The 24078-nt window shown below is 43.9% G+C and carries 16 protein-coding genes and 1 tRNA gene; 6 read left to right on the forward strand and 11 right to left on the reverse strand.

Annotated features, from left to right (window positions below; genetic code table 11):
* The 10 genes from ACLTL4_RS07590 to ACLTL4_RS07635 form a co-directional block, all read right to left on the reverse strand.
* Positions 1-574: translation initiation factor IF-2 N-terminal domain-containing protein (locus ACLTL4_RS07590; protein WP_412320382.1), on the reverse strand; the 574-nt coding region annotated here is incomplete at its 3' end.
* A complete protein-coding gene (locus tag ACLTL4_RS07595) occupies positions 552-899 on the reverse strand; it encodes a L7Ae/L30e/S12e/Gadd45 family ribosomal protein (protein WP_215658646.1) in 348 nt (115 codons plus the stop codon). The genes ACLTL4_RS07595 and ACLTL4_RS07590, both read right to left, overlap by 23 nt.
* Positions 886-1164 carry an RNase P modulator RnpM gene (gene rnpM / locus ACLTL4_RS07600; RefSeq protein ID WP_022119277.1) on the reverse strand — a complete coding sequence of 93 codons (279 nt, stop codon included), beginning with the start codon at positions 1162-1164 and terminating at the stop codon, positions 886-888. Before rnpM ends, ACLTL4_RS07595 begins: the two co-directional genes overlap by 14 nt.
* A gap of 3 nt (positions 1165-1167) precedes the next feature.
* Positions 1168-2361 carry a transcription termination factor NusA gene (gene nusA / locus ACLTL4_RS07605; protein WP_173895319.1) on the reverse strand — a complete coding sequence of 398 codons (1194 nt, stop codon included), beginning with the start codon at positions 2359-2361 and terminating at the stop codon, positions 1168-1170.
* 23 nt (positions 2362-2384) lie between these two features.
* Positions 2385-2849 carry a ribosome maturation factor RimP gene (rimP, locus tag ACLTL4_RS07610; protein ID WP_412291036.1) on the reverse strand — a complete coding sequence of 155 codons (465 nt, stop codon included), beginning with the start codon at positions 2847-2849 and terminating at the stop codon, positions 2385-2387.
* Positions 2850-3016: 167 nt separating this feature from the next.
* Complete coding sequence (locus ACLTL4_RS07615; RefSeq protein WP_412320383.1) at positions 3017-5266, reverse strand: DNA topoisomerase (ATP-hydrolyzing) subunit A; 2250 nt, start codon at positions 5264-5266, stop codon at positions 3017-3019.
* A 91-nt stretch (positions 5267-5357) separates the two neighbouring features.
* Positions 5358-7280 carry a DNA gyrase/topoisomerase IV subunit B gene (locus tag ACLTL4_RS07620; protein ID WP_173865835.1) on the reverse strand — a complete coding sequence of 641 codons (1923 nt, stop codon included), beginning with the start codon at positions 7278-7280 and terminating at the stop codon, positions 5358-5360.
* Positions 7281-7392: 112 nt separating this feature from the next.
* A tRNA-Glu gene (locus ACLTL4_RS07625) sits at positions 7393-7464 on the reverse strand.
* Positions 7465-7744: 280 nt separating this feature from the next.
* Positions 7745-13084 (reverse strand): discoidin domain-containing protein, encoded by a 5340-nt coding sequence (locus ACLTL4_RS07630; RefSeq protein WP_412320384.1) that lies wholly within the window; start codon positions 13082-13084, stop codon positions 7745-7747.
* Positions 13085-13492: 408 nt separating this feature from the next.
* On the reverse strand, positions 13493-16237 hold the full coding sequence (locus ACLTL4_RS07635) for a hypothetical protein (RefSeq protein ID WP_412320385.1): 2745 nt from the start codon (positions 16235-16237) through the stop codon (positions 13493-13495).
* A gap of 279 nt (positions 16238-16516) precedes the next feature.
* On the opposite strand from ACLTL4_RS07635, the gene ACLTL4_RS07640 reads away from it, so the two are divergent.
* Positions 16517-17461 (forward strand): hypothetical protein, encoded by a 945-nt coding sequence (locus ACLTL4_RS07640; protein WP_173865838.1) that lies wholly within the window; start codon positions 16517-16519, stop codon positions 17459-17461.
* Here ACLTL4_RS07640 and ACLTL4_RS07645 read toward each other — a convergent pair.
* Positions 17424-17993 carry a TetR/AcrR family transcriptional regulator C-terminal domain-containing protein gene (locus tag ACLTL4_RS07645; RefSeq protein ID WP_173865839.1) on the reverse strand — a complete coding sequence of 190 codons (570 nt, stop codon included), beginning with the start codon at positions 17991-17993 and terminating at the stop codon, positions 17424-17426. The genes ACLTL4_RS07640 and ACLTL4_RS07645 overlap by 38 nt on opposite strands.
* Before the next feature lie 212 nt (positions 17994-18205).
* Between ACLTL4_RS07645 and ACLTL4_RS07650 the strand changes: the two genes are divergently transcribed.
* The 5 genes from ACLTL4_RS07650 to ACLTL4_RS07670 all read left to right on the forward strand — a co-directional run bounded on the left by ACLTL4_RS07650 (position 18206) and on the right by ACLTL4_RS07670 (position 23647).
* Positions 18206-18883 carry a hypothetical protein gene (locus ACLTL4_RS07650; RefSeq protein WP_173865840.1) on the forward strand — a complete coding sequence of 226 codons (678 nt, stop codon included), beginning with the start codon at positions 18206-18208 and terminating at the stop codon, positions 18881-18883.
* A gap of 156 nt (positions 18884-19039) precedes the next feature.
* Entirely contained in the window at positions 19040-20101 is a 1062-nt protein-coding gene (locus tag ACLTL4_RS07655; protein ID WP_173865841.1) for an ABC transporter ATP-binding protein, read from the forward strand.
* A 28-nt stretch (positions 20102-20129) separates the two neighbouring features.
* The gene (locus ACLTL4_RS07660) at positions 20130-20948 is read left to right on the forward strand and encodes an ABC transporter permease (protein WP_320056720.1); all 819 of its coding nucleotides are present in this window, start codon (positions 20130-20132) and stop codon (positions 20946-20948) included.
* 12 nt (positions 20949-20960) lie between these two features.
* On the forward strand, positions 20961-22523 hold the full coding sequence (locus ACLTL4_RS07665; RefSeq protein ID WP_412320386.1) for a GldG family protein: 1563 nt from the start codon (positions 20961-20963) through the stop codon (positions 22521-22523).
* Positions 22523-23647 carry a DUF4340 domain-containing protein gene (locus ACLTL4_RS07670; protein WP_412320387.1) on the forward strand — a complete coding sequence of 375 codons (1125 nt, stop codon included), beginning with the start codon at positions 22523-22525 and terminating at the stop codon, positions 23645-23647. Before ACLTL4_RS07665 ends, ACLTL4_RS07670 begins: the two co-directional genes overlap by 1 nt.
* Positions 23648-24078: the final 431 nt, after the last annotated feature.

Consider the following 24078-nt stretch of genomic DNA (forward strand, 5'->3'; position numbering starts at 1 on the left):
AGTCATTATTGCCGTCACGGAAACGTCCGCCTCCATTCTGGCCGTCTCTTCTTGGTCCTCCCTGCTGACCTGTGCGGTTTTGACCATCATTTCTGCGTCCCTGACCCTGATTTCTGGAGTCATTATTGCCGTCACGGAAACGTCCGCCTCCATTCTGGCCGTCTCTTCTTGGGCCTCCCTGCTGACCTGTGCGGTTCTGACCGTCACGATTCTGTGTCTGACCATCCTGTCGATTATTCTTCTGGCCGTTGTTTCTGCGTCCCTGCTGTCCTTCTGTTCGATTTTGTGATCCTCTTGTGCCGCGTCCGATACCTGTACGGCTGTTCTGCGGATGAAATACCTGTGTAATATTTTTCTTTTTAGCAGGTGCTTTCTTTTCTTCTGCTGCTTCTGCCTTTCCTTCCGGCTTCGTCTCTTTCTTTCCGAATTTATCTTCTACCATAGCCACCTGTTCCTCTTCTAATGAATTCATAGGGCTTTTTACCTGAATGCCCTTTTCTGTCAAATAGTTCAAAATTTCTTTATTTTCTTTGCCAAGTTTTTTGGCCAGTTCATGTATCCTGATTCTCGCCATCACATCTACCTCCATCATTTTCCACCGGTAAATATTTCCGGACGGCATTTGCAAGTCCTGTATCTGTGATCGCAAGTGATGCCCGAAATTCTTTACCCATAGCTGCACCTAATTCAGCTTTTGTACCATAAAGATAGAACGGCACCTTATAATATTCGCACATATTCCGGAACTTCTTCTTTGTATTGTCCGAAGATTCCGTGGATACGATAACCAGTGCTGCACAACCCGTTTTGACCGATTTTTCCGTAGAAAATTCTCCGCTGGCCGTTTTTCCGGCTTTCTGTGCAAGACCGATCATAGAGAGCACTCTATTCTGACTCAATCTTTTCAATCTCCTTCTTCAGGCTGTCATATATCTCCGGCAAGATGCCGGTTTTCAGTGAACGCTCGATCCCGTGATTTCTGATCGCTTTTTCAAGGCATTCCCCGGATCTGCAAATATATGCACCTCTGCCGTTTTTCTTTCCTGTCGCATCCAGGATGATCCCTTCGCTTTCTGTTTTCAGGATGCGGATCATCTCCCGTTTGCTTTTCATTTCCTGACATCCCACGCATTTCCGCATGGGGATTTTTTTAACCTGACTCATGTTTTACTCCTGATCGCCTTCTTCATTCAGCATATCTTCCGTTTCTTTGTCAGAAGTTTCTTCGTATGCTTCTTCATAATCAAAAGTATCCTCATCTGCTGCTTCTGTATCAGCGTCTTCTTCGTAATCGCCCTGCATCAGATATTCATCCAGCTCGCCGGATTCTCTTACCTGTGTCTCACTCTTGATATCGATCTTGAATCCGGTCAGTTTTGCTGCCAGTCTTGCATTCTGTCCTTCTTTTCCGATTGCCAGAGACAGCTGATAATCCGGAACGATCACTTTTGCGGTCTTCTCATCGTCATCTGCGATAACAGAGATTACTTTTGCCGGACTTAATGCATTCTCGATCAGGATTGCCGGGTTTTCATCCCAGTTGATGATATCGATCTTTTCTCCTCGCAGTTCTTCTACGATCGTATTGACACGCACACCGTTCATGCCGACACATGCTCCGACCGGATCTACATCCGGATTGTTGGACCAGACTGCCATCTTTGTTCTGCTTCCGGCTTCTCTTGCAATACTCTTGATCTCTACAGTACCATCTTTTACTTCGGTTACTTCGGACTCAAACAGACGTTTTACCAGCTCCGGATGGGTACGTGATACAACAACTTTCGGTCCCTTCGGTGTGTCTTTTACTTCCAGAACGTAAAGCTTGATATGCTCGGTCGGGCGGAATACTTCACCTTTTACCATTTCATTTTCCATCAGGACGGTATCTACTTTACCAAGGTTTACGCTGACATTTCTGCCGACATAACGCTGAACAATACCGGTAATGATATCCTTTTCTTTCTGATAATATTCCTCAAAAAGTACTTTTCTTTCCTCTTCACGGATTTTCTGAAGGATCACGTTCTTGGCATTCATAGTAGCGATACGTCCGAATTCTTTGGATTTGATCTCTACGTTTACGATATCACCAAGCTCATATTTGGAGTTCAGCTGTTTTGCGTTTTCCAGGCTGATCTCCATGATCGGATCTTCTACTTTCTCTACAACCGTCTTTTCTGCGTGCACGTTGAACTCACAGGTTACCGGATCAATAAATACCTTTACATTGTCTGCTTTTCCAAAGTGGTTTTTACATGCCTGAAGCAGGGACTGTTCGATTGCTTCCAGAAGGGTATCCTTGCTGATGTTTTTTTCTTTCTCCAGTACATTTAATGCTTCCAACAACTCGCTATTCATTTTCTTTTATCCTCCTATTATGTTTAAAAATCAAACGCCAGTCTTACCAGTGCTGTCTCGGAACGCTGGAACGTCATTTCGTTGTCTTCTATCACTATGGTGAAGCTGTCTTTGTTGAATTCTTTTAAGATACCTATGAATTCTTTCTGTTTGTCGATGGCACGGAAAGTGCGGACTTCGATCTCTTTTCCGATGCTTCTTTGGAAATCTTTGTCCTTTTTCAGCGGACGTCCAAGTCCCGGGGAACTCACTTCCAGAATGTAGGAATCTTCGATGTAGTCTTCTTCATCCAGTTTGTCACTCAACGCTCTGCTGATCACTTCGCAGTCATCTACTGCAATCCCGCCCGGTTTGTCAATATAGGCACGCAGATACCAGTTACCGGCCTCTTTTACGTATTCTACATCGACAAGCTCGAACCCGTGTGCATCCACAAGCGGCTGCAGCAGTTCTTCTGTCTTTGCTTCATAAGTCTCTCTTCTTGTCATTCGCTTCACCCTTTCTTATACAACAAGAATGAGTGGGCGAACTGCCCACTCACACTCTGGTAATCTTCTATCATCGCTCCAATTATAACACTACTGCTGTTAAAATGCAAGACTTTGTTGAAAATTTCTTATTATTTAATTTTCACGGTCTTTGCCTGTTTTTTTTATCAGGAAACCCTCGTTTTGACTGCTTTTGCATCTCGTTTGCTGATCCGCAGGCGATTTAAATGTACTTCTTTGTCTTTGTATATAGCGATGTCATCTCCGTTCGGTGTAAGCAGATGTACCTGCAAAAGCTGATCTTTCGCATTCATTTTCATACCGCGGACACCGATTGCCGCCTTCTTTTTGACCGGAACTTCTTCCAGCATAAAACGCAGGAAATAGCCATCTGTGCTTTGCAGGACAATCTGTTCTTCCTCACCGATCAGTAAAACTGCAATCAGTTTATCGCCATCCGTAAGTTTTGTGGATGCGATCGTCCGTTTGGAGACATCAAATTCCGTCCCCTCTACCTTTTTGATCATGCCCTGCTGCGTTGCAAACAACAGATTTGTGCTCTTGACCGCATTCAGGCCTTCGATGCGAAGAATTTCTTCTTCCGTGCTGGAATAATTGCAGAGATTGTCAAGCGGTGTACCTTTGTCACGGAAACGTCCATAAGGAAGATCTGCCACTTTCAGAAGATGCAAACGTCCGGTATCCGTAAAAATACAGAGCTTGTCGGTATTCAGGCAATGCACCACAAAGCGGTTTTCCGCATCTGCTGATTCTTTGTTCCGTTCATATACCGAAAGATCCACGCTTCTTGTATAGCCAAAGCGATCGATCAGAACCACCACTTCCGCTTCCTCCATCTTCTTCTCTTCAAAAACAGCTGCTTTTGCATTCTCAATGGAAGTTTTTCGTTCAGAAGCATATTCCTTTTTCAGACGATCCAGATCTTTCATGATCACTTTTGCCATAGAACGGTAGTTTGTCAGAATATCTTCGTAAGCAGCAATGTTTTTCAGGGTCTGGGCATGCTCCGCCTCCAGTGCCTCGATTTCCAGCCCGATCAGTTTGTAAAGACGCATATCCAGAATGGCATTTGCCTGATTCTCCGTAAAATGCAGTTTTGCCGCAGCTTTTTCAGATGCTTTGGTACGGAAACGGATTCCTTCTGTTATGCCTTCCACCAGACATTTTTTGACCTGCTCGCGGTTTTTGCTGCCACGCAGAATCTCAATGATCAGGTCGATCACATCGCAGGCTTTGATCAGTCCTTCCTGGATCTCCTGTTTCGCTTTTTCTTTACCAAGAAGATTTTTATATTTTCTGGTTGCCAGTTCAAACTGAAAATCAATGTGATGTTCGATGATCGCTTTTAATCCCAGCGTTTCCGGCTTTCCGTTTGCCACGGCAAGCATATTGACACCGAACGTGTCCTCCAGTCTGGTCTTTTTGTAAAGCATATTGATGATATTCTGCGTATCTGCATTTTTCCTGAGCTCCAGAACGATCCTTATACCGTCTTTCGAGGACTGATTGGAGATATCGACGATATCTGTGGTGGTTTTGTTCTCTACCAGCCCTGCGATATCATTTAAAAATTTGCCGATATTTGCCCCCATCATGGTATATGGGATCTCTGTGATCACAATGCGTTCTTTTCCGCCTTTGAGCTTTTCGATCTCCACACGTCCACGCAGGCGGATCTTGCCTGTCCCTGTCTCGTAAACGGAAAGCAGATCGTCTTTGTTGATGACAATGCCGCCGGTCGGAAAATCCGGACCCTGAATATACTGCATCAGTTCTTCCGTCGTGATCTTATGATTTAAAATCGTTGCCTTGACGGCATCGATCACCTCGCCCAAATTGTGCGGCGGTGTGCTGGTCACCATACCAACGGCGATTCCTTCTGATCCATTTACGAGAAGATTCGGAAGCCGCACCGGAAGAACCTGAGGTTCTTTTTCTGTTTCATCAAAGTTTGGTCCAAAATCCACCACATCTTTGTCCAGATCCGAGAGAAATGCATCCTGAGTCACTTTCTGCAGGCGTGCCTCTGTATATCGCATCGCCGCTGCACCGTCACCCTCGATCGAGCCAAAATTTCCGTGACCATCCACCAGAGGCAGTCCTTTTTTAAAGTCCTGTGCCATCACAACCAGAGACTCATAGATCGAGCTGTCGCCATGCGGATGATATTTACCCATCGTATCTCCGACAATACGGGCACATTTACGATAAGGGCGGTCATAGCGAATGCCCAGTTCATACATATCATAAAGTGTTCGTCTCTGTACCGGTTTCAGTCCGTCACGCACATCCGGCAGTGCCCTTGAGACAATGACACTCATTGCATAATCAATATATGATTTTTGCATCAGCTCCGAATACTCTGTCCGGATGATCTGTTCCTGTTCTCTATCCATGTCGTAACTTTCTCCTTATTTCAATCCTGTTCTTGTGATTCTGCCATCAGATGCTTCATCTGTTCGAAGCGATTCTATATTTTGTTTCGTTCTATATATCCAGTTCTGCATCCTGGGCATGTTCATAAATAAATGCCTTTCTTGGTGGAACATCGCTTCCCATCAGCATTTCCGTCACATCCGAAGCCATACGTGCATCTTCGATCTCCACCCTTTTCAGAATACGTGTTTCTGGATTCAGTGTGGTCTCCCAGAGCTGCTCGGCATCCATCTCGCCAAGACCTTTGTAACGCTGCAGCGTGAAATTGCCTTTATGTGTTTTGCGGTAACGCTCCAGTGCTTTATCATCGTACAGATACTCTTCTTCTCCTCTGGAAGGCATCGCTTTGTAAAGCGGCGGCATTGCAATATATACATGTCCTTCATAGATCAGATCCGGCATAAAACGATAAAACAGTGTCAGAAGCAGGGTTGAGATATGAGCACCGTCCACGTCGGCATCTGCCATGATCACGATCTTATCGTAACGGAGTTTTGTGATATCAAAATCATTACCGTATCCTTCTGAGAATCCACAGCCAAATGCATTGATCATTGTTTTGATCTCGGCATTAGCAAGAACCTTATCAATACTTGCTTTTTCGACATTCAAAATCTTACCGCGAATCGGCAGGATCGCCTGGAAATTACGGTTTCTTGCCGTTTTTGCAGATCCCCCCGCAGAATCTCCCTCCACGATAAAAATTTCGCATTTTGAAGCATCGCGGCTTTCACAGTTTGCCAGCTTTCCGTTGGAATCAAAAGAATATTTCTGCTTTGTAAGCATGTTTGTTTTTGCTTTTTCTTCTGTTTTGCGGATTTTGGCTGCTTTTTCCGCACAGGAGAGCACGCTCTTTAATACTTCCAGATTTCGGTCAAAATAGCGGACCACCTCATCTCCTACCACCTTCGCCGTTGCTTTTGAGGCATCCTGGTTATCCAGCTTGGTCTTTGTCTGACCTTCAAATCGCGGAGCCGGATGTTTTATAGAAACAACCGCCGTCATACCGTTTCGGATATCTGCTCCGGTAAAGTTGGCATCCTTTTCTTTTAAAATCCCAAGCTCTCTTGCGTAAGTGTTCATCACCGTGGTAAACACGGTTTTGAAACCGGTCAGGTGCGTGCCGCCTTCTGCATTGTAAATATTATTGCAGAAACCAAGTACGTTTTCATGGAATTCATTGACATACTGAAATGCACATTCTACATGAATGCCATCCGCTTCTCCACACAGATAAACCGGCTCGTGGATCGTTTCCTTTTTCTTATTTAAATCCCGTATATAGCCGACGATACCGTCCGGCTCATGAAACGTGACCGTCTCTTTCTCCTCATCCCGCAGATCCTTGAATACGATCGTAAGATTTGGATTCAGATAAGCAGTTTCGTGCAGCCTGCTCTTTACTTCTGCTGCCGAAAAACGAGTCTTTTCAAAAATCTCTGCATCTGGAAGAAAACGAATCCAGGTTCCTGTTTCTCTGGTCTTTGCAATAACCGGGAGCAAGCCGTTTTCCAGTTCAACCGTCGGAATCCCTCTCTCGTAACGGTCATAGTGCACGCAACCTTCACGGCTTACTTTTATTTCCAGCCATTCGGACAAGGCATTTACAACGGAAGATCCGACACCATGCAGACCGCCGCTTGTCTTATAGACCGAATTATCAAACTTACCGCCTGCATGCAGCGTCGTGAAAACGAGACGTTCTGCCGACATGCCTTTTTCGTGCATGCCCACCGGAATACCACGTCCATTGTCTTTGATGGTTGCAGAGCCGTCTTTTTCCAGTGTCACTTCAATGCGGTCACAGAAACCAGCCAGATGTTCATCCACCGAGTTATCTACGATTTCATATATTAAATGATTCAAACCCTTTCTGGAAACGCTGCCAATATACATACCAGGACGCTTCCTGACAGCTTCCAGACCTTCCAGTACCGAAATACTGCTGGCATCATAGGTGCTTTTTTTTGCCATATTTTCCTCCTTGCTCAAAAACATGCTTGTTCTTATCACACCCCAAAACAAATGTTCTCTTATGGGGCAAAGAAAAAAGCTGCTTTGTTTTCTAACAAAACAGCCTTCTTAGCAGTTCCAAGGGGAATCGAACCCCTGTTTTCGCCGTGAGAGGGCGACGTCTTAACCGCTTGACCATGGAACCTTATCTTTTGTTTTTTGTCTTGCCTCAAGACTCCTTAATAATATACCATGTTTCAGGAAATGTCAACACCTTTTTTTAATTTTTTTAAACTTTTTTATTTTTTGGAATTTTCACGTTTTTTCTGCATGATACAATAATTCCAAAGATTCCAAAATCAAACATACAGAAGCATTCCTGTGCTGTCTTTTTAAGATACCAAAATGGTAAAGAAAAAGGAACGATACCGAAGTACCGCCCCTCTTCTTTCATTTAATTATAAGTTTTCCATGCTTTGAAAATCTTATTTTTTAATTTTAACTCTTTTTGCTTTGCTCATTGCACTGATCAGTTTTCCTTTGATCGTTGCAATCTTGTAGTAGTAAGTCTTGCCGGCTTTCAGACCTTTCTTATTTGTGACAGAAGTTGCATTTTTTCTGGTAGTAGCCACTTTTCTGTAACCACTGTTTTTCTTCGTAGAACGATATACAACAACTTTTGCACCTTTTACTTTCTTCCAGCTCAGTTTTGCGTTCTTAGATCCTGCTGTTGCTTTCTGGATCTTCGGAGCTTTTGCAAGTTTCACTGCTACAGCTGCACCGGCTTTGCTTACAACCTTGCCGTCTTTGGAAACTGCCACTGCGTAGTAAGAAGCACCTTTGACTGCTTTCTTATCTTTTACGGTCGTTTTGCCTGCTGCGGTTGTACCAACCTTGGTTGCTTTGCCCTTTACTACACGGTATACATCGTAAGATGCTGCATCTTTTACTGCTTCTACCGTTACATTTACAACAACACCTGTTTTGGTAACTTTTGCTTTTGCTGCTTTTACCTTCGGTGCATCCAGAGCAACTGCAGGAGTCTCTGCCTTCTTCAGGGCTGCCTGTGCATTTCTAAGTGCCAGTGTCAGGCTTTCCAGGGTTGCTTTATCTGCATCTGCCGGAGCATTTTTCAGTGCCTTGTAAGCTGCATCAAATACTTTCCAGCTTGCTTCTTCATAATCTTTCTGTCCTGCATCTGCAATCGCCGCTGCGTCTTTCAGTGTGTTGGCTGCGTTTTCTTTTGCTTTTTCCAGATCAGCTGTTTCCTGAAGTACCAGAGCATCTTTTGCATCATTCAGATCTTTGATTGCCTTTTCAAGTTCTGCTACGGTTACTCCGTCTTTGCCTGGAAGATCTTTCACTGCTTTATATACCGTCACTGCATTATTATAAGATGCCACTGTATATGTGTTGCCATTTTTCATCAGATCATCATAAACAGCTGTCAGCAGACTGTTCAGTTCTTCTTTCTTGGCAGCAACTTTGGTCTTCAGACCTTTCTTCGCATCGCTGATCGCCTGGATCGCTGCTGCGATGTCTGATTTCGATGCATTTGCGTCCTTTGACAGTGTATCTGCCGTTGCCAGAGCTGTTTTCAGCGGTGCGTAGCTTTCTTCTGTATAATCCGCCTCTTTTATATCCTTTACAGCATTGATCGCTGCTACCAGATCTGCCTTATCCTGTGCAGACGCTTTGTTTGTTGTAACAGTCAGTGTGATCTCTTTTTTGCTTGTCTTGGTTGCATCAGATGCCAGAGTTGCCGTTACTTTTACTTTTGCTGTACCTGCTGCTGTCACTGTCACTGCATTGTCTTTTACAGTTGCACCTGTTGTACCTGCGTCTGTTACTGTGTAGGTATAGTTTACAGTTCCGTCATGTCCTTCTACCTTGCAGTCACCGGTTACCTGTGCTTTTGCACTCAGTGTTACGGTCTTGCTGTCTGCTACGCCAAGATCAATCGTCTGATCTGCAACACCTGTGATCTCGCCAACTACACAGGAGCAAACAATTTTTGCAGTTTTCGGGAATGTCTTTGTCACGGTCATGGTCTTTCCGTCTGCTGAAATCGTAACGGTTGCACTGTCTACGCTTGGTTTGCTGATGTCGGTAAATTTAAATCCGGAACGAGCCGTGTATACGGTTGTTGCAGTATATGCTGTCTCTCCGGCAAACTTGGCATCTTTTTCAAGAGCAGTACCGTTTGCTGACCATGTTGTCACTGCTGTGTATGGAATTGCAGAAATATCAGCATCTGGTGCCACCTTTTCCAGAGCGGCCTTGATCTCATCATAAGATTTTGTCAGACCTTCTGAATAATCGGTGCCTTTGTAAAGTTTGATATCTGCAATCTTACCATCTACCTGATCCAGTGTGGAGTATTTAACACCGTTTCCATCTGCCTCGTGGTTTGTACTCTTTTCAGTATTGTATCCGATTGTAAAGATACTGGATGCATAAGATTTAAATACAACCTGGTATCCATCTGATGCATTTACTCTTCCCGGTGTAGCTTCACCAGCTTTTCCATCTACATAAAGCTGCATATTTGTTCCGGTATATACCAGTGCGATATCATGCCACTCTCCCCAGAAGGTATCGGCATCATATTTATACTGTACCTCCGGCCATTTACCTTGTGCATCGCAGCAGTACAGGATCACGCGGTCGTTTGCACCGTCTACCTGGATACCATACTGAGAATCCATCTTACCAAGGATGTTTACAACTTCATCAGTTTTATTCTTCAGTTTTACTTTTGTGCGAAGAACCATCGGTGTATCGCCGGATACATCAAATTTATCATTGTTTGCTCCGTTGTTCGGTGCAGTCAGTCTTCCCTGGAATGCCAATACGCCGCCATCTTCAACGACCGTTGTCGGAACGTCATCTTTCACTTCCAGTGTAGCCGGTTTCGCAGACTGGTCTTCCATTGCAACATAGCTTGGTACTACTGCAGTTTCTCCGGCTACCGGTGCTGTATAAGAAAGCCTCGGTGCTGTGATCACAGAATCTTCGGTAACTGGCGGAGCCGGTGTTTCAGCTTTTTTCAGTGCTTTGATCGCATTTGCCAGTGTATCTGCGATTGTCTGAACATCCTCATCTTTTGTCTCGTCGGTAACAGCGTTTGCTGCATCCCAGGCTTCTTTGAATGTCTTGTAAGAATCCTCGGTATATTTATCAGCAGATTCTACTTTTTCTGCATCTGCAAGTGCTGCTGCCAGAGCTTTGCGTGCTTCTGATTCTACAGGAACTGCATCTTTTTCACCGATCACGCCGAATTCTGCTGCGTTAATGAACATATTCGCCTCAGCACCGGCTGTCTTGGTAACTTCAACTTTTACATCTGTGACATTTGCGTATTCTGTGCCAAATTCTAATGTTTTCTCAACAAAGTTCTGATCTGCACCTTCTGCATCTTTCTTTACATAAGTCCATGCAGCATCACCTTCTACCGTTCCTGCTGGAGTCCAGTTTGCACCATTGTCTGTGGATACAAAAACTTTGCATTCAGAAATCGCACCATTTGCAATGTTTCCTTCTTTATCATAATGATTTCTCGGTATGTAAGTAAATGCTTTCACCTTTGTGGCTTTTGCCAGTGTAATGGTATATGTATTATTACCGGTCAGTTTTCCGTCTGCATAAGTTGCCTTTGGTTTGGATGAATCGCTCCAGTTTGTATGCCAGTAAGTATTGACATTGCCATCCAGTGCATTATTTATTGCACCATCTTCGCTTTTTGTTTCAACACTGTCGGCCTTACCAGTCAGCCCTTCCAGTTTTCCGTACTCTTTATCTGATGGTTTTGTTGTCTCTGCCGGTACGCTGAATGTATGTGTCAGAACCATAGTCTTTCCATTTTCAGAGACTTCAGCATCTACATTTACATCTGTTTCCCCTACTTTAATGGTAGCTGGTATATCAGAAAATTTATATCCATCCTCAGCTGTAAGTGTAACTTTCAGAATATAATCTTTTCCTGCTTCAAATTCTGTTACCGGTACACTTTCACTGTCTGTCCACTCCGTCTTAATGGTATAACCTTTTTCATCTGTAGCTGTTACATCTTTCGGAGTCTCACCTTTCGCTGGTGCAACGGCAGTAATTGCAGGTGCTGTAATATCCCAATCTTTAGAAACTTCAGACTCTTCTTTGCCAGTTACACCAAATTCAGCTGCATTGATAAATTTATTATCATTAGATGTTACTTCACCTTTTGTACTCAAAACTTCGAACTTGATATTTGTAACACCCTCTACCGGCTTATCAAAAGTAATGGTTCTCTTCACATCACTGTCTGTGTAGGTCCATTCTCCGCTTTCTCCTGCTTTTGTCCAGGTTTTTCCATCGTCAGTGGATATATGTACATTACATTTTGTAATATAACCATTACCTGTAACCGTACCATCCGCTTTTGTTCTTGGAATATAAGTAACTGCACTTACGGTATAAGTGGTATCTAACTTGACATAATAATTATTGTTCTGATTCTGTGTCGGATCTTCCTGATTCAAAATCACATTGTTGGATGGACTGTACTGTGAATGCCAGAAAGTAGTTTTGTCACCATCTGTTGCTTTTTCAGCCGGTCCATTACCATTTTTTTCGCCCTGTGTTTCTATGCTGTCAGCGGTTCCTGTCAGAGCACTTGCTGGTAAAGCTGTATACTCTTCTGTCGGTGGAATTTCCTTATCTTCACCAAAGGTATGTGTCAAGGTCATGGTGTTTCCGTCATCAGAAACAACTGCATTTACTTCCACATTTTCTTCTCCGACTTTAATGGTAGCCGGTTTACTCTCTTCAGTAAATTTATAACCTGCCTTTGCAGTAAGAGTAGCTGTCAGTGTATATGCTTTATCTTCTTCAAATGTTGTAACTGCATCACCCTTGGAATCGGTCCATGCAGTTGCAACAGTATAATTCGGTGCTGCATTTTCATTGGCTGCTTCTGCGTCAATATTCAAAATTTGAGTTCTGTTCTCCAGAGATGCCATAACTGTATCGTAAGATGCATCTGATGCAATTGCATCACCGCCGCTGTAAAATGCAACATCTGCAAATTTTCCATTATACACTCCCTTATAGCTTCCATCGCTGTTTTGTTTTGCAACATTATATCCCATTGTAAAGGTACTGTTATCAAAACTAGACCATTTTGCTGCAGACGGTCTTCCGCTTGTCACAGAACCTTCTTTTCCATCTACAAACAGCTTCATACTGCTTCCTGTATAAACAGCTACTACTTCATGCCATTTGCCCCAAAAATCATCAGGAACTGCAAAGTTTACTTCTGGCCATGAATTATCACTGTTGCATGAATAAAACGCAATTTTACTGCTATTTATCTGAATACCGTACTGGTTATCCATTTTACCCATCAGGTATGTGTCACTGGAATCAACAGCATCCGTTTTCATACGGAATTTCATAACCATCGGTGTATCACCAGTCACACTGAGTTTGCTGTTATTTTCTCCATCATTTGCTGCTGTGATCTGACCTGAAAATGCCTGGATATCGTTTCCGTCATTGTCAGCATCCTTTGTAACTGCCACATTCTCTGATGTCAGGGTTGCCGGATTTTCTGCCGTATCCTTAAACACCTGTGCTGTTGTACTATGATCCAGAGTTACTGCATCATCTGTGCTCTCCCCTGCAACCGGTGCTGTTGCAGAAATATTTGGTGCTGCAAGGTTAACTCTGCTGTCTGTTGCTTCTTCTGAAGCTGCAAGAGCACTCAATGCTCCAAGTCCGGATACCGGTGCACTTGTCACAACCATAGTACCTACCAGTAATCCTGCTAAAACCTGTTTGAATTTCATACGTTTTTACCTTTTCCTTTCATAAATATTTATGGCAGACATCTGTATCGCTGTCTGCTTCTCCCTGTGGTAACTGCTGTTACTGCACTGTGAAACATCTCATGCTGTTCCACTCTTATTTTATTCCAAGACTTCTTCGCCTCAAAACTAGGTATAGTATACTATACTTTTCATTCTATTTCAAGTCTTTTTGTGACTTATCATCAGTTTTATCACCAATATTGCATTTCTCTTTTATTATTTATGCTGCTTTTTCAATTATTTTCTGTTATTTCCTGCATCTTTCGTGCATATCAAAACCGATTTTTTTGAGAATTCTTTTGCTGCACAGGTATATCAAAAGCAGGTGTATCAGCTTTATATCGCTGATACACCTGCCTGCCGAACATCACCCCGTTTTAATGTAAGTTACTCGATCGGATCGGTTTCGATGATGAATTTGACGTTGCTGTCCACACCGGATGCTTTTCCGCTGAAAGTATCGTATGTACACTCGTCAGAGCTGAGTGCTTTGATGCGGTCGATCACCGTGAGCAGATCATCTTCTACGGTTTCTTTGAGTTTCTTGGTGCCTTCTTCTTCGAATTCAGAAGTTCCGTCTGCCAGTTCTTTTGCTCCGTCTGCCAGCTGGCTGATACCATCTGCTACCTGTCCGCTTGCACTCTGAAGGGTACCGGCTCCTGTGAAGAGCTCATCTGTTCCTGAAAGCAGGGTTGCCGAACCGTCTGTCAGTGCTGCATTGTTGGATACCAGTGTGGAGGCTCCTGCCGAGAGCTGTGTGGAAAGCTGAGATACACCGCTTGCCAGCTGTTTGGTTCCTTTCTGCAGTGTCTTGACCCCTGCATTCAGTACCGGTGCGTTCTGTTTCAGTTCTTTTGCTCCGGATGTAAGCTGATCGTTGTATGAGCCAAGTGAATCGAATCCGCTCAGCAGACTTGCGATTCCGGCTCCCGCGGTCGGAAGAGATGCAGTCTGTGTTTTCAGAGTCTTTACATTTCCGGCAAGTGTGTCGATTGCAGCATCCAGTCCCTGCATGCCTGTATTCAGTACTTTGACACTGGTTGTCAGCTGTGTCATCGGTGCTTCCGGAATGCTCACACCGGAAAGTGTTGCCAATTTTGTCTGCATGCCATCCAGTTTTGTGCTCATCTGTCCAGCTGCACTCTGAAGGGTCTCAAGGCTGGTCTTCATACTCTGAAGGGTTGCCGTCAGTGATGCCGTGTCGATACCCGGCATGCTGATTTCGACATCCGGTGCCGTTACCTGATCTACCGCTGTCACGCCAGTAGTATCTGCAGATACGGTGGTATCCACTTTGGATACGCTCGGCAGATTTGATTTTGCAGCGGTCAGAGAATTTACCAGATCTGTATTGCCGGCTGCCTGTGCTGCTGCAATCGCTGTATCAAGAGCGGCTCTTGCACTCTCAATCTGACCATTCGCCGTGTCAATCTGACCATTTGCCGCTGCCACCTGGCTGTTTGCACTTTCAACTGCAGAATTCACAGAGGATTTTGCTGCATCGAGTTTGCTGTTGCGGTCTGCAATCTGTGCATTGACATTCTGAACGGATGTGCCCATTGCTGTTGCAATCGCAGTCTGTGCCTGTGTCTGTAAAGTAGTAAGGGTAGTGTTGATTGTCTGAAGCTGTGCTGCCAGTGACTGTCCGTCTGCCATCAGCTGTGCTGCCGGTGCTTTGATGGAGCTGTCTACTGCACCTGAAAGTTCTTTGCCCTCTGTAATCAGTTCACTTCCTGTCTGAGCAAGTCCGTTAACCTGTGATGCCAGTCCGGACAGACTTTCAAGAGAACTCTCAAGCTGTGCCGTTCCGGCTGCCAGAGCAGAAGAAGCCGCCTTGAGATCTTCCTGTGTACTGCCTTCTCCGTCCATTGCGGCATACATCTGATCGATCGCTGTGCTCACCTGTGAAAGACCTGTTGTCAACGGTTTCAGTGCTTTTGCACCGTCTGCCAGTTTCTTTTCACCTGCGATGTAAGAAGTCACACCGTCTGCTAGTGTGGAGGTTCCTTTTGTATAGGTCTGTACACCGGATACGATGCTGTTTACACCATTTTTGTATTCTGTTACTTTTCCGGTCATAACACCCTTGCTTCCGAGATATTTCTGGATACCCTGATTCAGCTGTTCTGCACCCTGTGTATACGCGTTGATTCCGCTGTCCAGCTGTTTTGCACCGCCGTTCAACTGATCGATACCATCCTTTAAGGTCTGGATTCCGTCATCAAACTCTCCGTATTTCTCATTCAGAGTATCTGCACCGTCAGACAGCTCTTTGGAACCATCAACCAGTTTCAGTGCAGCATCCTCGAGATCATCCAGGGCATCTGTCAGCTCATCGGTATCCGAGATGCTGTCCACATCCAGCTGTTTTAAAATGTCTGTCATTGCTACGGTGAAGGTGGAGTCCATCTCGAAATCCGTTACATCCGCTGTAATCTCCAGACTCTCCGGAAGTGTGATATCTTTTTCCTGATCTTTGGAAAGGTTCAGGCTTTCTTTTAAACCTGGCATTGCCACACCGATCACAATATTTCTGCTTCCATCGGATACCACTTTTCCATTGTCGATCACAATGTTGGAAAAATGTTCATCCGGAAGGATCATTCCGGTCACCATAACAAATGGATTATAAATATTTTCTGTCTTGCCGTCGATTTTTGTTGTTGTTTTTGCTTTGTTTTCATAATTTACCTGAATCTTCAGCTTTCCGCTCTTGCCGACCAGATCATTTGGATCTGTTTCTACACCATCCAGAAAATATTTAAGCTTTACAGATACCGGAAGTTCTTTGCTTGTAGTACCCTGATAATAAATATCGGAACCGTCTGCCTGCCAGCTCATGGAGTCACCGCTTCCGGTGTAAGTTTCATCGCCCTTTACATTCTCGATATCCTGCAGATCGGATTTGTCTTTTATCGTACTGTCACCATTGCTGTTTTTCAACCAGTTTGATACGGTAACGTCTGTCGTATTTCCAGATGCATCCGCATTGACATAAACGGTTTCTTCTTTTGATACATCTGCGGCAGCTGCACTTACCGGCACGCCACCCATTACAGCAGCCATTCCCACTGCAATTCCTCTATAAACAACTTTTTTTGTATTTACATTTTTTCTGATTTTTTTTGCCATGATCTATTACCTCCTGCTGCCGCCTCTTCTGCGACATTTTCTAAGCCAGCTCCTCTTTTCACGTGACATTATATGCTTTGCGGCTTTTATATTTCATTAGTCACTATTGAGATGATGTATAATTTTTCGACACATTTACGGAAGTGTACAATTTTTTTACATCGCCGCTTCCTTTGCCTATTTTTCTTCTTTCTAAGAAGTAGTATAGTAGAAAGAAGTTAAGAATACTATAGGGTTTGTTTGTGTTTTTTTCTCATAAATAAAAAAGAAGGTGATATTTTGAATACACAGGACGTAACACGCTCCGTTATCCGTCTGGAACTTTCAAGAGCTTTTCGCGGTATGGAAAGTAATCCAAAACGAACGCTCCGCAAACTAGCAGATCTCGGAAAAGTATGTGCCAGAGGATCGGTGCAAAAAGAAATATTCGGCATTTTTCAGCAGTGTCTCAGATATAAAGACAGTCCTTATTTTTCTGTTATGCAGAATCTCGTCAGAAATGTATCGGCAGAAAATCTGACTACTTTCGGTATGAACCTCGGTTACAACAGTTGGACGGACGGTGCAAAAAAAATCCGTGCAAAAAAGGATAATGAAGGCATCTTAACTTCCTGGATCCAGATACTGGATCTCTCACAGAGCGAATGGACAGTTGAAAACCTCAATGCTTTTATTGATTTTTGGAAAACATATGGTGTCTGCACTTATGCTCTCCTTCCATCTGCCTCCTTTTCAGAGAACACGTTTCTGCCGGAGGTATTTCAAAAGCAGGATGACTGTGCATTCTTATGGTTTCTTTCGGATGTGGATTCTTTCTGTATCAATATGGATGATTATAAAGATGTGCAGAATGTAATGCCAATCTTCAAAATGGAAGCTTTAATGGAATCTGAAATCCATCAGATATTAAGTGCCCACAAAAAACTTTATGGCGTTTATCAGCTATATAATGAACAGAATATCCGGGAATGCATTTCACGGAAAAGTCTGGGGCTTCTGTCTTCTCTTGGCACACCATTTTTGTTTTTTTTATCAGAAGACAGAAAAAGCGACACCAGCAGTGTCGCTTCCAGATTTGCCGTGGATACCCGCATGAAGCAGGCATATCCGTTTTTAGCTGTTGATTTTTATTCTGATATCACACGGATCAATGAGATTATTTCAGGTGATCCGCTCCCGATTCATATCACAGAACGGATGAATCGGCTGCTTTCTTCTGTTTAACTTCCAGAATCTTTTTCGCCCCCAGGGAAATTGTCTCATCCAGCTGTCGGACAAATTCTCTGGGCTGCATAATATTCTCATCCATTACCCAGCGGATAATCGCCATCAAAAAAGCATCTCCGAAAAACCGCAGAAAAAAAGCTTCTTCTTTTCCGACACCCATGATCTGATCCGCAAGATACTTCAGATATGGATCCATCACTTCTGAAAAATATTCCTGGAAAGAATTCTGTCCTTCCATCTTCAATGCCACACGGTAAAAATCTCTTTCCTGATATAGATAATCGCAGATATCTTCCAGAAGCTGCAATGCATCTTTATATTCCTCCAGATGGATATTGCTCACAAATTCTGTATAAAAGATCCAGTTGATCAGATCGTACTTGTCTTTGAAATGATAATAAAAACTGTTGCGATTCATACCGCATGCTCCGCATATATCGGAAATGCTGATCTTGGAAAGCTTTTTTTCTTTCATCAGAGCTTTCATCGCCGCTGCCATCGCATTCCTTGTGATATTGGAATCTGCCATTTTCTCACCTCATAAACACACTTTTCCTGTATCTTATACCATCCTTCCAAAAGGTGCAAGCAACTTTTTTCCATTTTATTGCATTTTATTGCATTTTTTTCACTTTTCTTCTATACTGAATGAAACAAAACAGTATCTGTAATATCGGGCACAGGTCGAAGGACTTCCTGCCAAAATTGTAAGAATGCAACTGAAATCGGAAAGGATTATATATGAAAAAATATCATTTATTTTTGCCTCTTCTTGGCATCCTGCTACTGGTTTCCGGCGGATGCAGCAAACGAAAGGAACCGAAACCTCTGATCACGGAGGCTCCTGCAGTGGAAACAGAAATCGGAGGCTATATAACAGAAACTGAAAGCAGCACGCCGGAATCACAGTCCGTATCCGGTACGATCCGCTTGCCGATCCAGGAACCGGAACACCAAAAAGAATCCAGCACAGAATCCGAAGTTGTTTCTGCATCTATTTATATAGGAAGCAATGGAAGTTTCCGTGCTTATCCCTATGCCGGCGGAGATATTGTCACGCCGGAATCTCTGATCGCTGCAATGGCTGATCTGACCGGATGGAATCTGGATCTTGCCGAATCTGTCACCGGAGAAAATGAGAACAGCCTCACAGTCTGTTTTGCCAGATCCTGCTCTCTTTTTACCGGCACTGCATCCGCTGAAAAGGAAGCATTTCCCATCTACAGCAAGGATCAGCTTTATCGTCAGATTCTTGACAGTATCTGCTATACCTTACAGGTGAATTTTTCACAGGATCAGGATCTGTCCATCTATTATTGTACCGTCGATAAAAACGGAGAAAAAATCCCCATCGAACTGGAAGATCTTGGCATCACTGTTCCTTCCGGAGAACCTTACCAGCACTTCCCTTCTTTTTAGGATCTGTCTGCATTTCACACAATTTTCAAACAAAAAACACAATTTCATCTCATATCAAACACACAATCCTTATAAAATATTGAAAAGATTGAAAATCAGGGCGTTTTTGCCCTGATTTATAAGATCATATGTTATTTATTTAAGGAGGATATTGTTTTGATTGAAGTCAGACATTTAACCAAACGCTACGGTGACACGCTCGCTGTAGACGATTTGAATTTCACGATTGAAAAAGGCCGTATTTATGGATTCTTAGGTCCAAACGGTGCCGGCAAATCCACCACAATGAATATCATAACCGGTTATCTCGCTTCCACCGACGGAAGTGTTACGATTAACGGACATGACATTCTGGAAGACGCAGAAGCCGCAAAAAAGAACATCGGTTATCTGCCGGAACTGCCGCCGCTTTATTTTGATATGACGGTAAAAGAATATCTTGCATTTGCTGCCGAGCTGAAAAAAATCCCAAAAGCGGAACGGAAAAATCAGATAACCAGAGTATGTGCAACCACAAAACTGGATGCCGTACAGAACCGTCTGATCAAAAATCTTTCCAAAGGTTACCGTCAGAGAGTAGGACTTGCACAGGCATTGCTCGGATCACCGGAAATCCTGATCCTGGATGAGCCTACGGTTGGTCTGGATCCAAAACAGATCCTGGAGATCCGTGATCTGATCAAAGAACTCGGAAAAGAACATACGGTTATCTTAAGTTCCCACATTCTTTCGGAAATCAGTGCTGTCTGCGACTACGTCCTGATCCTTTCACACGGAAAACTGGTAGCCAGCGACACTCTGGAAAATCTTACTTCACTGATGCAGGGACAAAATAGTCTGATCGTAACGGTGAAATCTTCCAAAGAACAGCTGAAAGAAATTCTGCGAGGCATCACAGCCGTGAAAGAATTTCACTTTATGGGCGACTGCGAAGAAGAACATTGTGTAAAAGCAGAGATCAAAACCGATCCTTCTTCCGATATCCGGGAACTGCTTTTCTATCAGCTGGCAGAAAAGAATCTTCCGATCCTTGCCATGCAGCTTGTGAGACTGTCACTGGAAGATATCTTCCTCGAGCTGACTGCCGATGATCAGGCAGCAAAAAAAGTGATTACCGGTACACCATCTTCCCCTACAGAAAATGCGGACGATACCGATACCGACACGACAGAATCGGATACAAAGAAAGGAGACAACGAAAATGCTGTGCATATGTAAAAGAGAAATCCGAAGTTTTTTTCATTCTATGATAGGATGGGTGTTCGGTGCATTCCTGCTTCTGATGGCGGGTATTTATTTTACTGCCTATAACCTGAATTATGGCTATCCACTGTTCAGTTATACGCTCTCTTCCATCACCTTTCTGTTTCTGATCGTGTCACCGATCCTTGCCATGCGAACGCTTGCAGAGGAACGCAAACAGAAGACGGACCAGCTGCTTCTCACTGCACCGGTGACGGTATGGCAGATTGTGCTTGGAAAATACCTGGCACTGATCGTCACTTTTCTTCTTCCGGTCGTGATCCTGTGTTTCTATCCGCTGATCATGGCACAGTACGGAAGCATTGCTTTTGCATCTACTTACGTGGCACTGCTTGGTTTTTTTCTGCTTGGATGTACCTGCCTGGCTGTGGGACTGTTCTTCTCGTCTCTTACGGAAAGCCAGATTCTTGCCGCAGTCGGAACCTTCGCTTTTCTGCTGGTATGTTATCTGATGGATGGAATCAGCGGATTTTTCCCGGAAACTGCCGGTGCTTCCTTTTTTGCACTTGTTGTCATTGTTCTGCTTATAGGTTTGCTGATTTATCATACCACACAGAACATCCTGCTTCCGCTTGTGATCGGTGTCATCGGTGAAGGTGTCCTTGCCGTTCTTTATTTTGTGAAACAAAGCATGTTCGAAGGCATCATCCAGAAAATACTGAATCTTTTCAATATGTCCAGTCACTTCAGCAATTTTACGAATAGTATTCTTGATCTTACCGGTGTTGTCTACTATCTTTCCTTTATTGGAATTATGCTGTTTCTGACGGTTCAGAGCATTCAGAAAAGACGTTGGAATTAGGAGGTTGTCGCCATGAACATCAATTTAAAATCAAAAAAGCCGGCTAATATGCTGCGGTCGAAAAATAAAAAGCTTTTAAAAAAAGGATCTTACAGTCTTGCCTTTACGGTAGTTGTCATAGCAATCGCTGTTTTTCTGAATCTTCTGATCAGTGAACTTCCTTCCACTGCCACAAAAATCGATGTCAGTGAAAATAAACTTTACAGTATCGGTGACGAGACAAAGACCGTTGCTTCTTCTCTGACAGAAGATGTCACCCTTTATCTTCTTGCAGAAGACGGAAGTGAGGATGCTACATTAAACGAACTTCTGACACGTTATGCAGATCTCTCTTCTCACATTAAATATGAGAAAAAGGACCCGGTTCTGAATCCAAGCTTTGCTTCTTCCTATACCGACGAAGATCTTGCTTCCAACAGTGTGATCGTTGTCAGTGACAAACGAAGCAAGGTGATCCCTTACAGTGATCTGTATGAAAGCAGTGTCAATTACCAGACTTACTCTATGGAAACAACTGCATTTGACGGTGAAGGTCAGGTCACCAGTGCGATCGCCTATGTCACAACAGAGGATCTTCCGATTCTGTATACATTAACAGGACATGAAGAAAATGATCTTGATTCCTCCATGCAGTCTGCTATCGAAAAAGAAAATATCGAAGTTCAGGAACTGAATCTTCTCACAGCCGGAACGGTTCCGGAAGACGCATCCTGCCTAATGATCAATGCTCCGCAGAAAGATTTCTCCGACGATGAGACCAGTGCCATTCTGACCTATCTGCAAAATGGCGGTCATGCTTTTCTGGTATCCGGATATACCACAACGGAAATGCCGAATTATCATTCTATTCTGGAACAGTATGGCGTTTCTATTGAAAAAGGCGTTGTTCTGGAAGGTGACAACAATCATTATGTTTCCGGAAATCCTCTTTATCTGGTGCCGGAGATCCAGTCCTGCGATGCTACCGGAAGCCTTTCCGGCTCAAACAGCTATGTGCTGATGCCGATCGGTCAGAGTATCAAAACACTGGACAGCAAATCCGATGACATCACAGTAACCGATATGCTGACTTCTACCAGTTCTGCATATTTAAAAGCAGATCCGGAAAATATGGAGAGCCTTTCCAAAGAAGAGAACGATGAAACCGGTCCGTTTACTCTGGCAGCAGCCATTACCGAAGCCATCGGAAACGGATCTGATTCCGAAGAAGAGACCGAAACAGAAACTATTGTAGAAGGAGAAAGCAGTGCTTCTCAGGTTGAGGCTGAAAGCGAAACAGAAGCTGCCGAAGATGCAAAAGAAACCAGGCTGGTCGTTCTTGCAAGCAGTCAGTTTCTGACCAGCAATACAGACTCTGCTGTTTCCGGCGGCAATACAAAACTTCTCACAAACGCTTTAAGCTGGATGTGCGGACAGAGTTCCAGTATCTCCATTCCTTCCAAGAGTATGCAGCTGTCTTATCTGACCCTGACATCTGCAAATGTCAACCTCTGGAGCATTATTACCATTGCCGTTCTTCCGGTTCTGTTCCTGGTAACCGGCGGTGTGATCTGGCTGAAAAGGAGGAAAAAATAATGAAGAAAAAATCATTTGGACTGGCTGCGGCCGTTGCTGTTCTGATCGTACTTGGCGGCAGTTATGCACTGCTTGCCAACCATAACCGGATACAGGAGTCGGAATCAGCTGCTGCGGAATCGGAAACCGGTGTAGCAGTAGCAACGATCGCCTCTGATAAAGTCTCTTCTTTTCAGCTGGCAGACGGTGATACTTCTTTTACGCTGACAAAAACAGACAACAGCTGGATCTGTGTTCAGGACGAGACGTTTCCGTTATCCAACGATGCTGCTTCTGAACTGGTAAATACTTTTACTTCCCTCCAGGCTGTGCGTGATCTTGGCACTGCACAGGATGGGGAAAATTATGGATTTTCGGAAAACGCTCCTACGGTCACGCTCACTTCTTCCGACAGTACAAACTGCAGCTTTGTTCTTGGCGAAGCCAACAGCATGACCGGTGATTATTATCTGAAACGTGAAGACAGCGGAGAAATTTATACCGTAAGCTCTTCCCTTGCAGATTCCTTTCATAAAACGTTAACGGATCTGGCTGAAATCAAAAGTTTTCCGACGATTTCTTCCGATAATGTCCAGGAGCTTTCGATAACCGAAGAAGGTACGACACTGCTTTTTGAGAGCAGTACCACCGGTTCGGTAAAAACCTGGCAGATTTCCCAGTCTCAGGACGGAGGCAAAACAGAAAGTACTCCTGAAAAAGCGACCGTAAACACCGTGACAACCCTTGTGGACCACCTCGGAAATCTTTCTTTTGACAGTTTTGTGGATCATAAAGAAGAAAACAAAGAAAAATACGGACTGAAGAATCCGTCCATGACGATAAACTTCCAATATACCGAAGCGACAGATTCGGATGATGCTACAACGGAAGCCGAGTCAGAAACAGACACTTCTTCCGAAACAGAAAGCGAAACAGCAAACGAAACCGAACCTGCCGAAATTCTCAGCGGAACTCTCTATGTGGGAGAACAGGCAGAAGACGGATCTTACTATGTTCAGCTCGATGGAAGCAATAATATTTATCTGATGTCAGCGGATAAACTGTCCGCATTCCAGGGATTAAATTACGATGATTATCCGGAGAGTGAAGAAGAAAGTACAGAAAGTGAAACCTCCGCCGAGTAGAAATTTACTGTTTTTTCTTTTTCAGTACAAAAAGATGAAATGAAAGTGTTATAGAGTGCCGGACGCAAAAAGACAGGGCACAATTTACACTTCTATAATCTTTTTTTGTTTTGCACAGAAGAAAGAAATAGCCTCCATACCGTCTGCCCGGCAGTTTACGCTATGGAAGCGAAAGTGAATTCAGCAAAATAATTTTGGCTTGAGAAAGCTTTTTGCTTAAGCGACCCCTGGCAGGCCAGGAGCTTTTAGCAATGTGCAAACGAAACCGCATTGTAAAACATAGTGCGTAAAATAATACAACCATGATGATTCGAAAACAAATCGCTCTGACGGTAGCGAGGCTTCCGTCGTGAGGTTTGCGATGTTGCCGCCCCAGAGAGCCGCTGTCTGAGCCTCGAAGAGGCGAGTTTAGGCGAAGGGCGGCTAACACA

It is taken from the genome of Hominisplanchenecus sp., assembly GCF_046967715.1.
GTDB classification, from domain to species: domain Bacteria; phylum Bacillota; class Clostridia; order Lachnospirales; family Lachnospiraceae; genus Hominisplanchenecus; species Hominisplanchenecus faecis.

Bases quoted from the DNA above. Each gene is read 5' to 3' on its own strand.
- ACLTL4_RS07670 (WP_412320387.1), top strand. From the start codon at position 22,523: ATGAAGAAAAAATCATTTGGACTGGCTGCGGCCGTTGCTGTTCTGATC.
- ACLTL4_RS07635 (WP_412320385.1), bottom strand. From the start codon at position 16,237: ATGGCAAAAAAAATCAGAAAAAATGTAAATACAAAAAAAGTTGTTTAT.
- rnpM (WP_022119277.1), bottom strand. From the start codon at position 1,164: ATGAGTCAGGTTAAAAAAATCCCCATGCGGAAATGCGTGGGATGTCAG.
- rimP (WP_412291036.1), bottom strand. From the start codon at position 2,849: ATGACAAGAAGAGAGACTTATGAAGCAAAGACAGAAGAACTGCTGCAG.
- ACLTL4_RS07665 (WP_412320386.1), top strand. From the start codon at position 20,961: ATGAACATCAATTTAAAATCAAAAAAGCCGGCTAATATGCTGCGGTCG.
- ACLTL4_RS07660 (WP_320056720.1), top strand. From the start codon at position 20,130: ATGATAGGATGGGTGTTCGGTGCATTCCTGCTTCTGATGGCGGGTATT.
- ACLTL4_RS07620 (WP_173865835.1), bottom strand. From the start codon at position 7,280: ATGGCAAAAAAAAGCACCTATGATGCCAGCAGTATTTCGGTACTGGAA.
- ACLTL4_RS07645 (WP_173865839.1), bottom strand. From the start codon at position 17,993: ATGGCAGATTCCAATATCACAAGGAATGCGATGGCAGCGGCGATGAAA.
- ACLTL4_RS07650 (WP_173865840.1), top strand. From the start codon at position 18,206: ATGAAAAAATATCATTTATTTTTGCCTCTTCTTGGCATCCTGCTACTG.
- nusA (WP_173895319.1), bottom strand. From the start codon at position 2,361: ATGAATAGCGAGTTGTTGGAAGCATTAAATGTACTGGAGAAAGAAAAA.
- ACLTL4_RS07615 (WP_412320383.1), bottom strand. From the start codon at position 5,266: ATGGATAGAGAACAGGAACAGATCATCCGGACAGAGTATTCGGAGCTG.
- ACLTL4_RS07630 (WP_412320384.1), bottom strand. From the start codon at position 13,084: ATGAAATTCAAACAGGTTTTAGCAGGATTACTGGTAGGTACTATGGTT.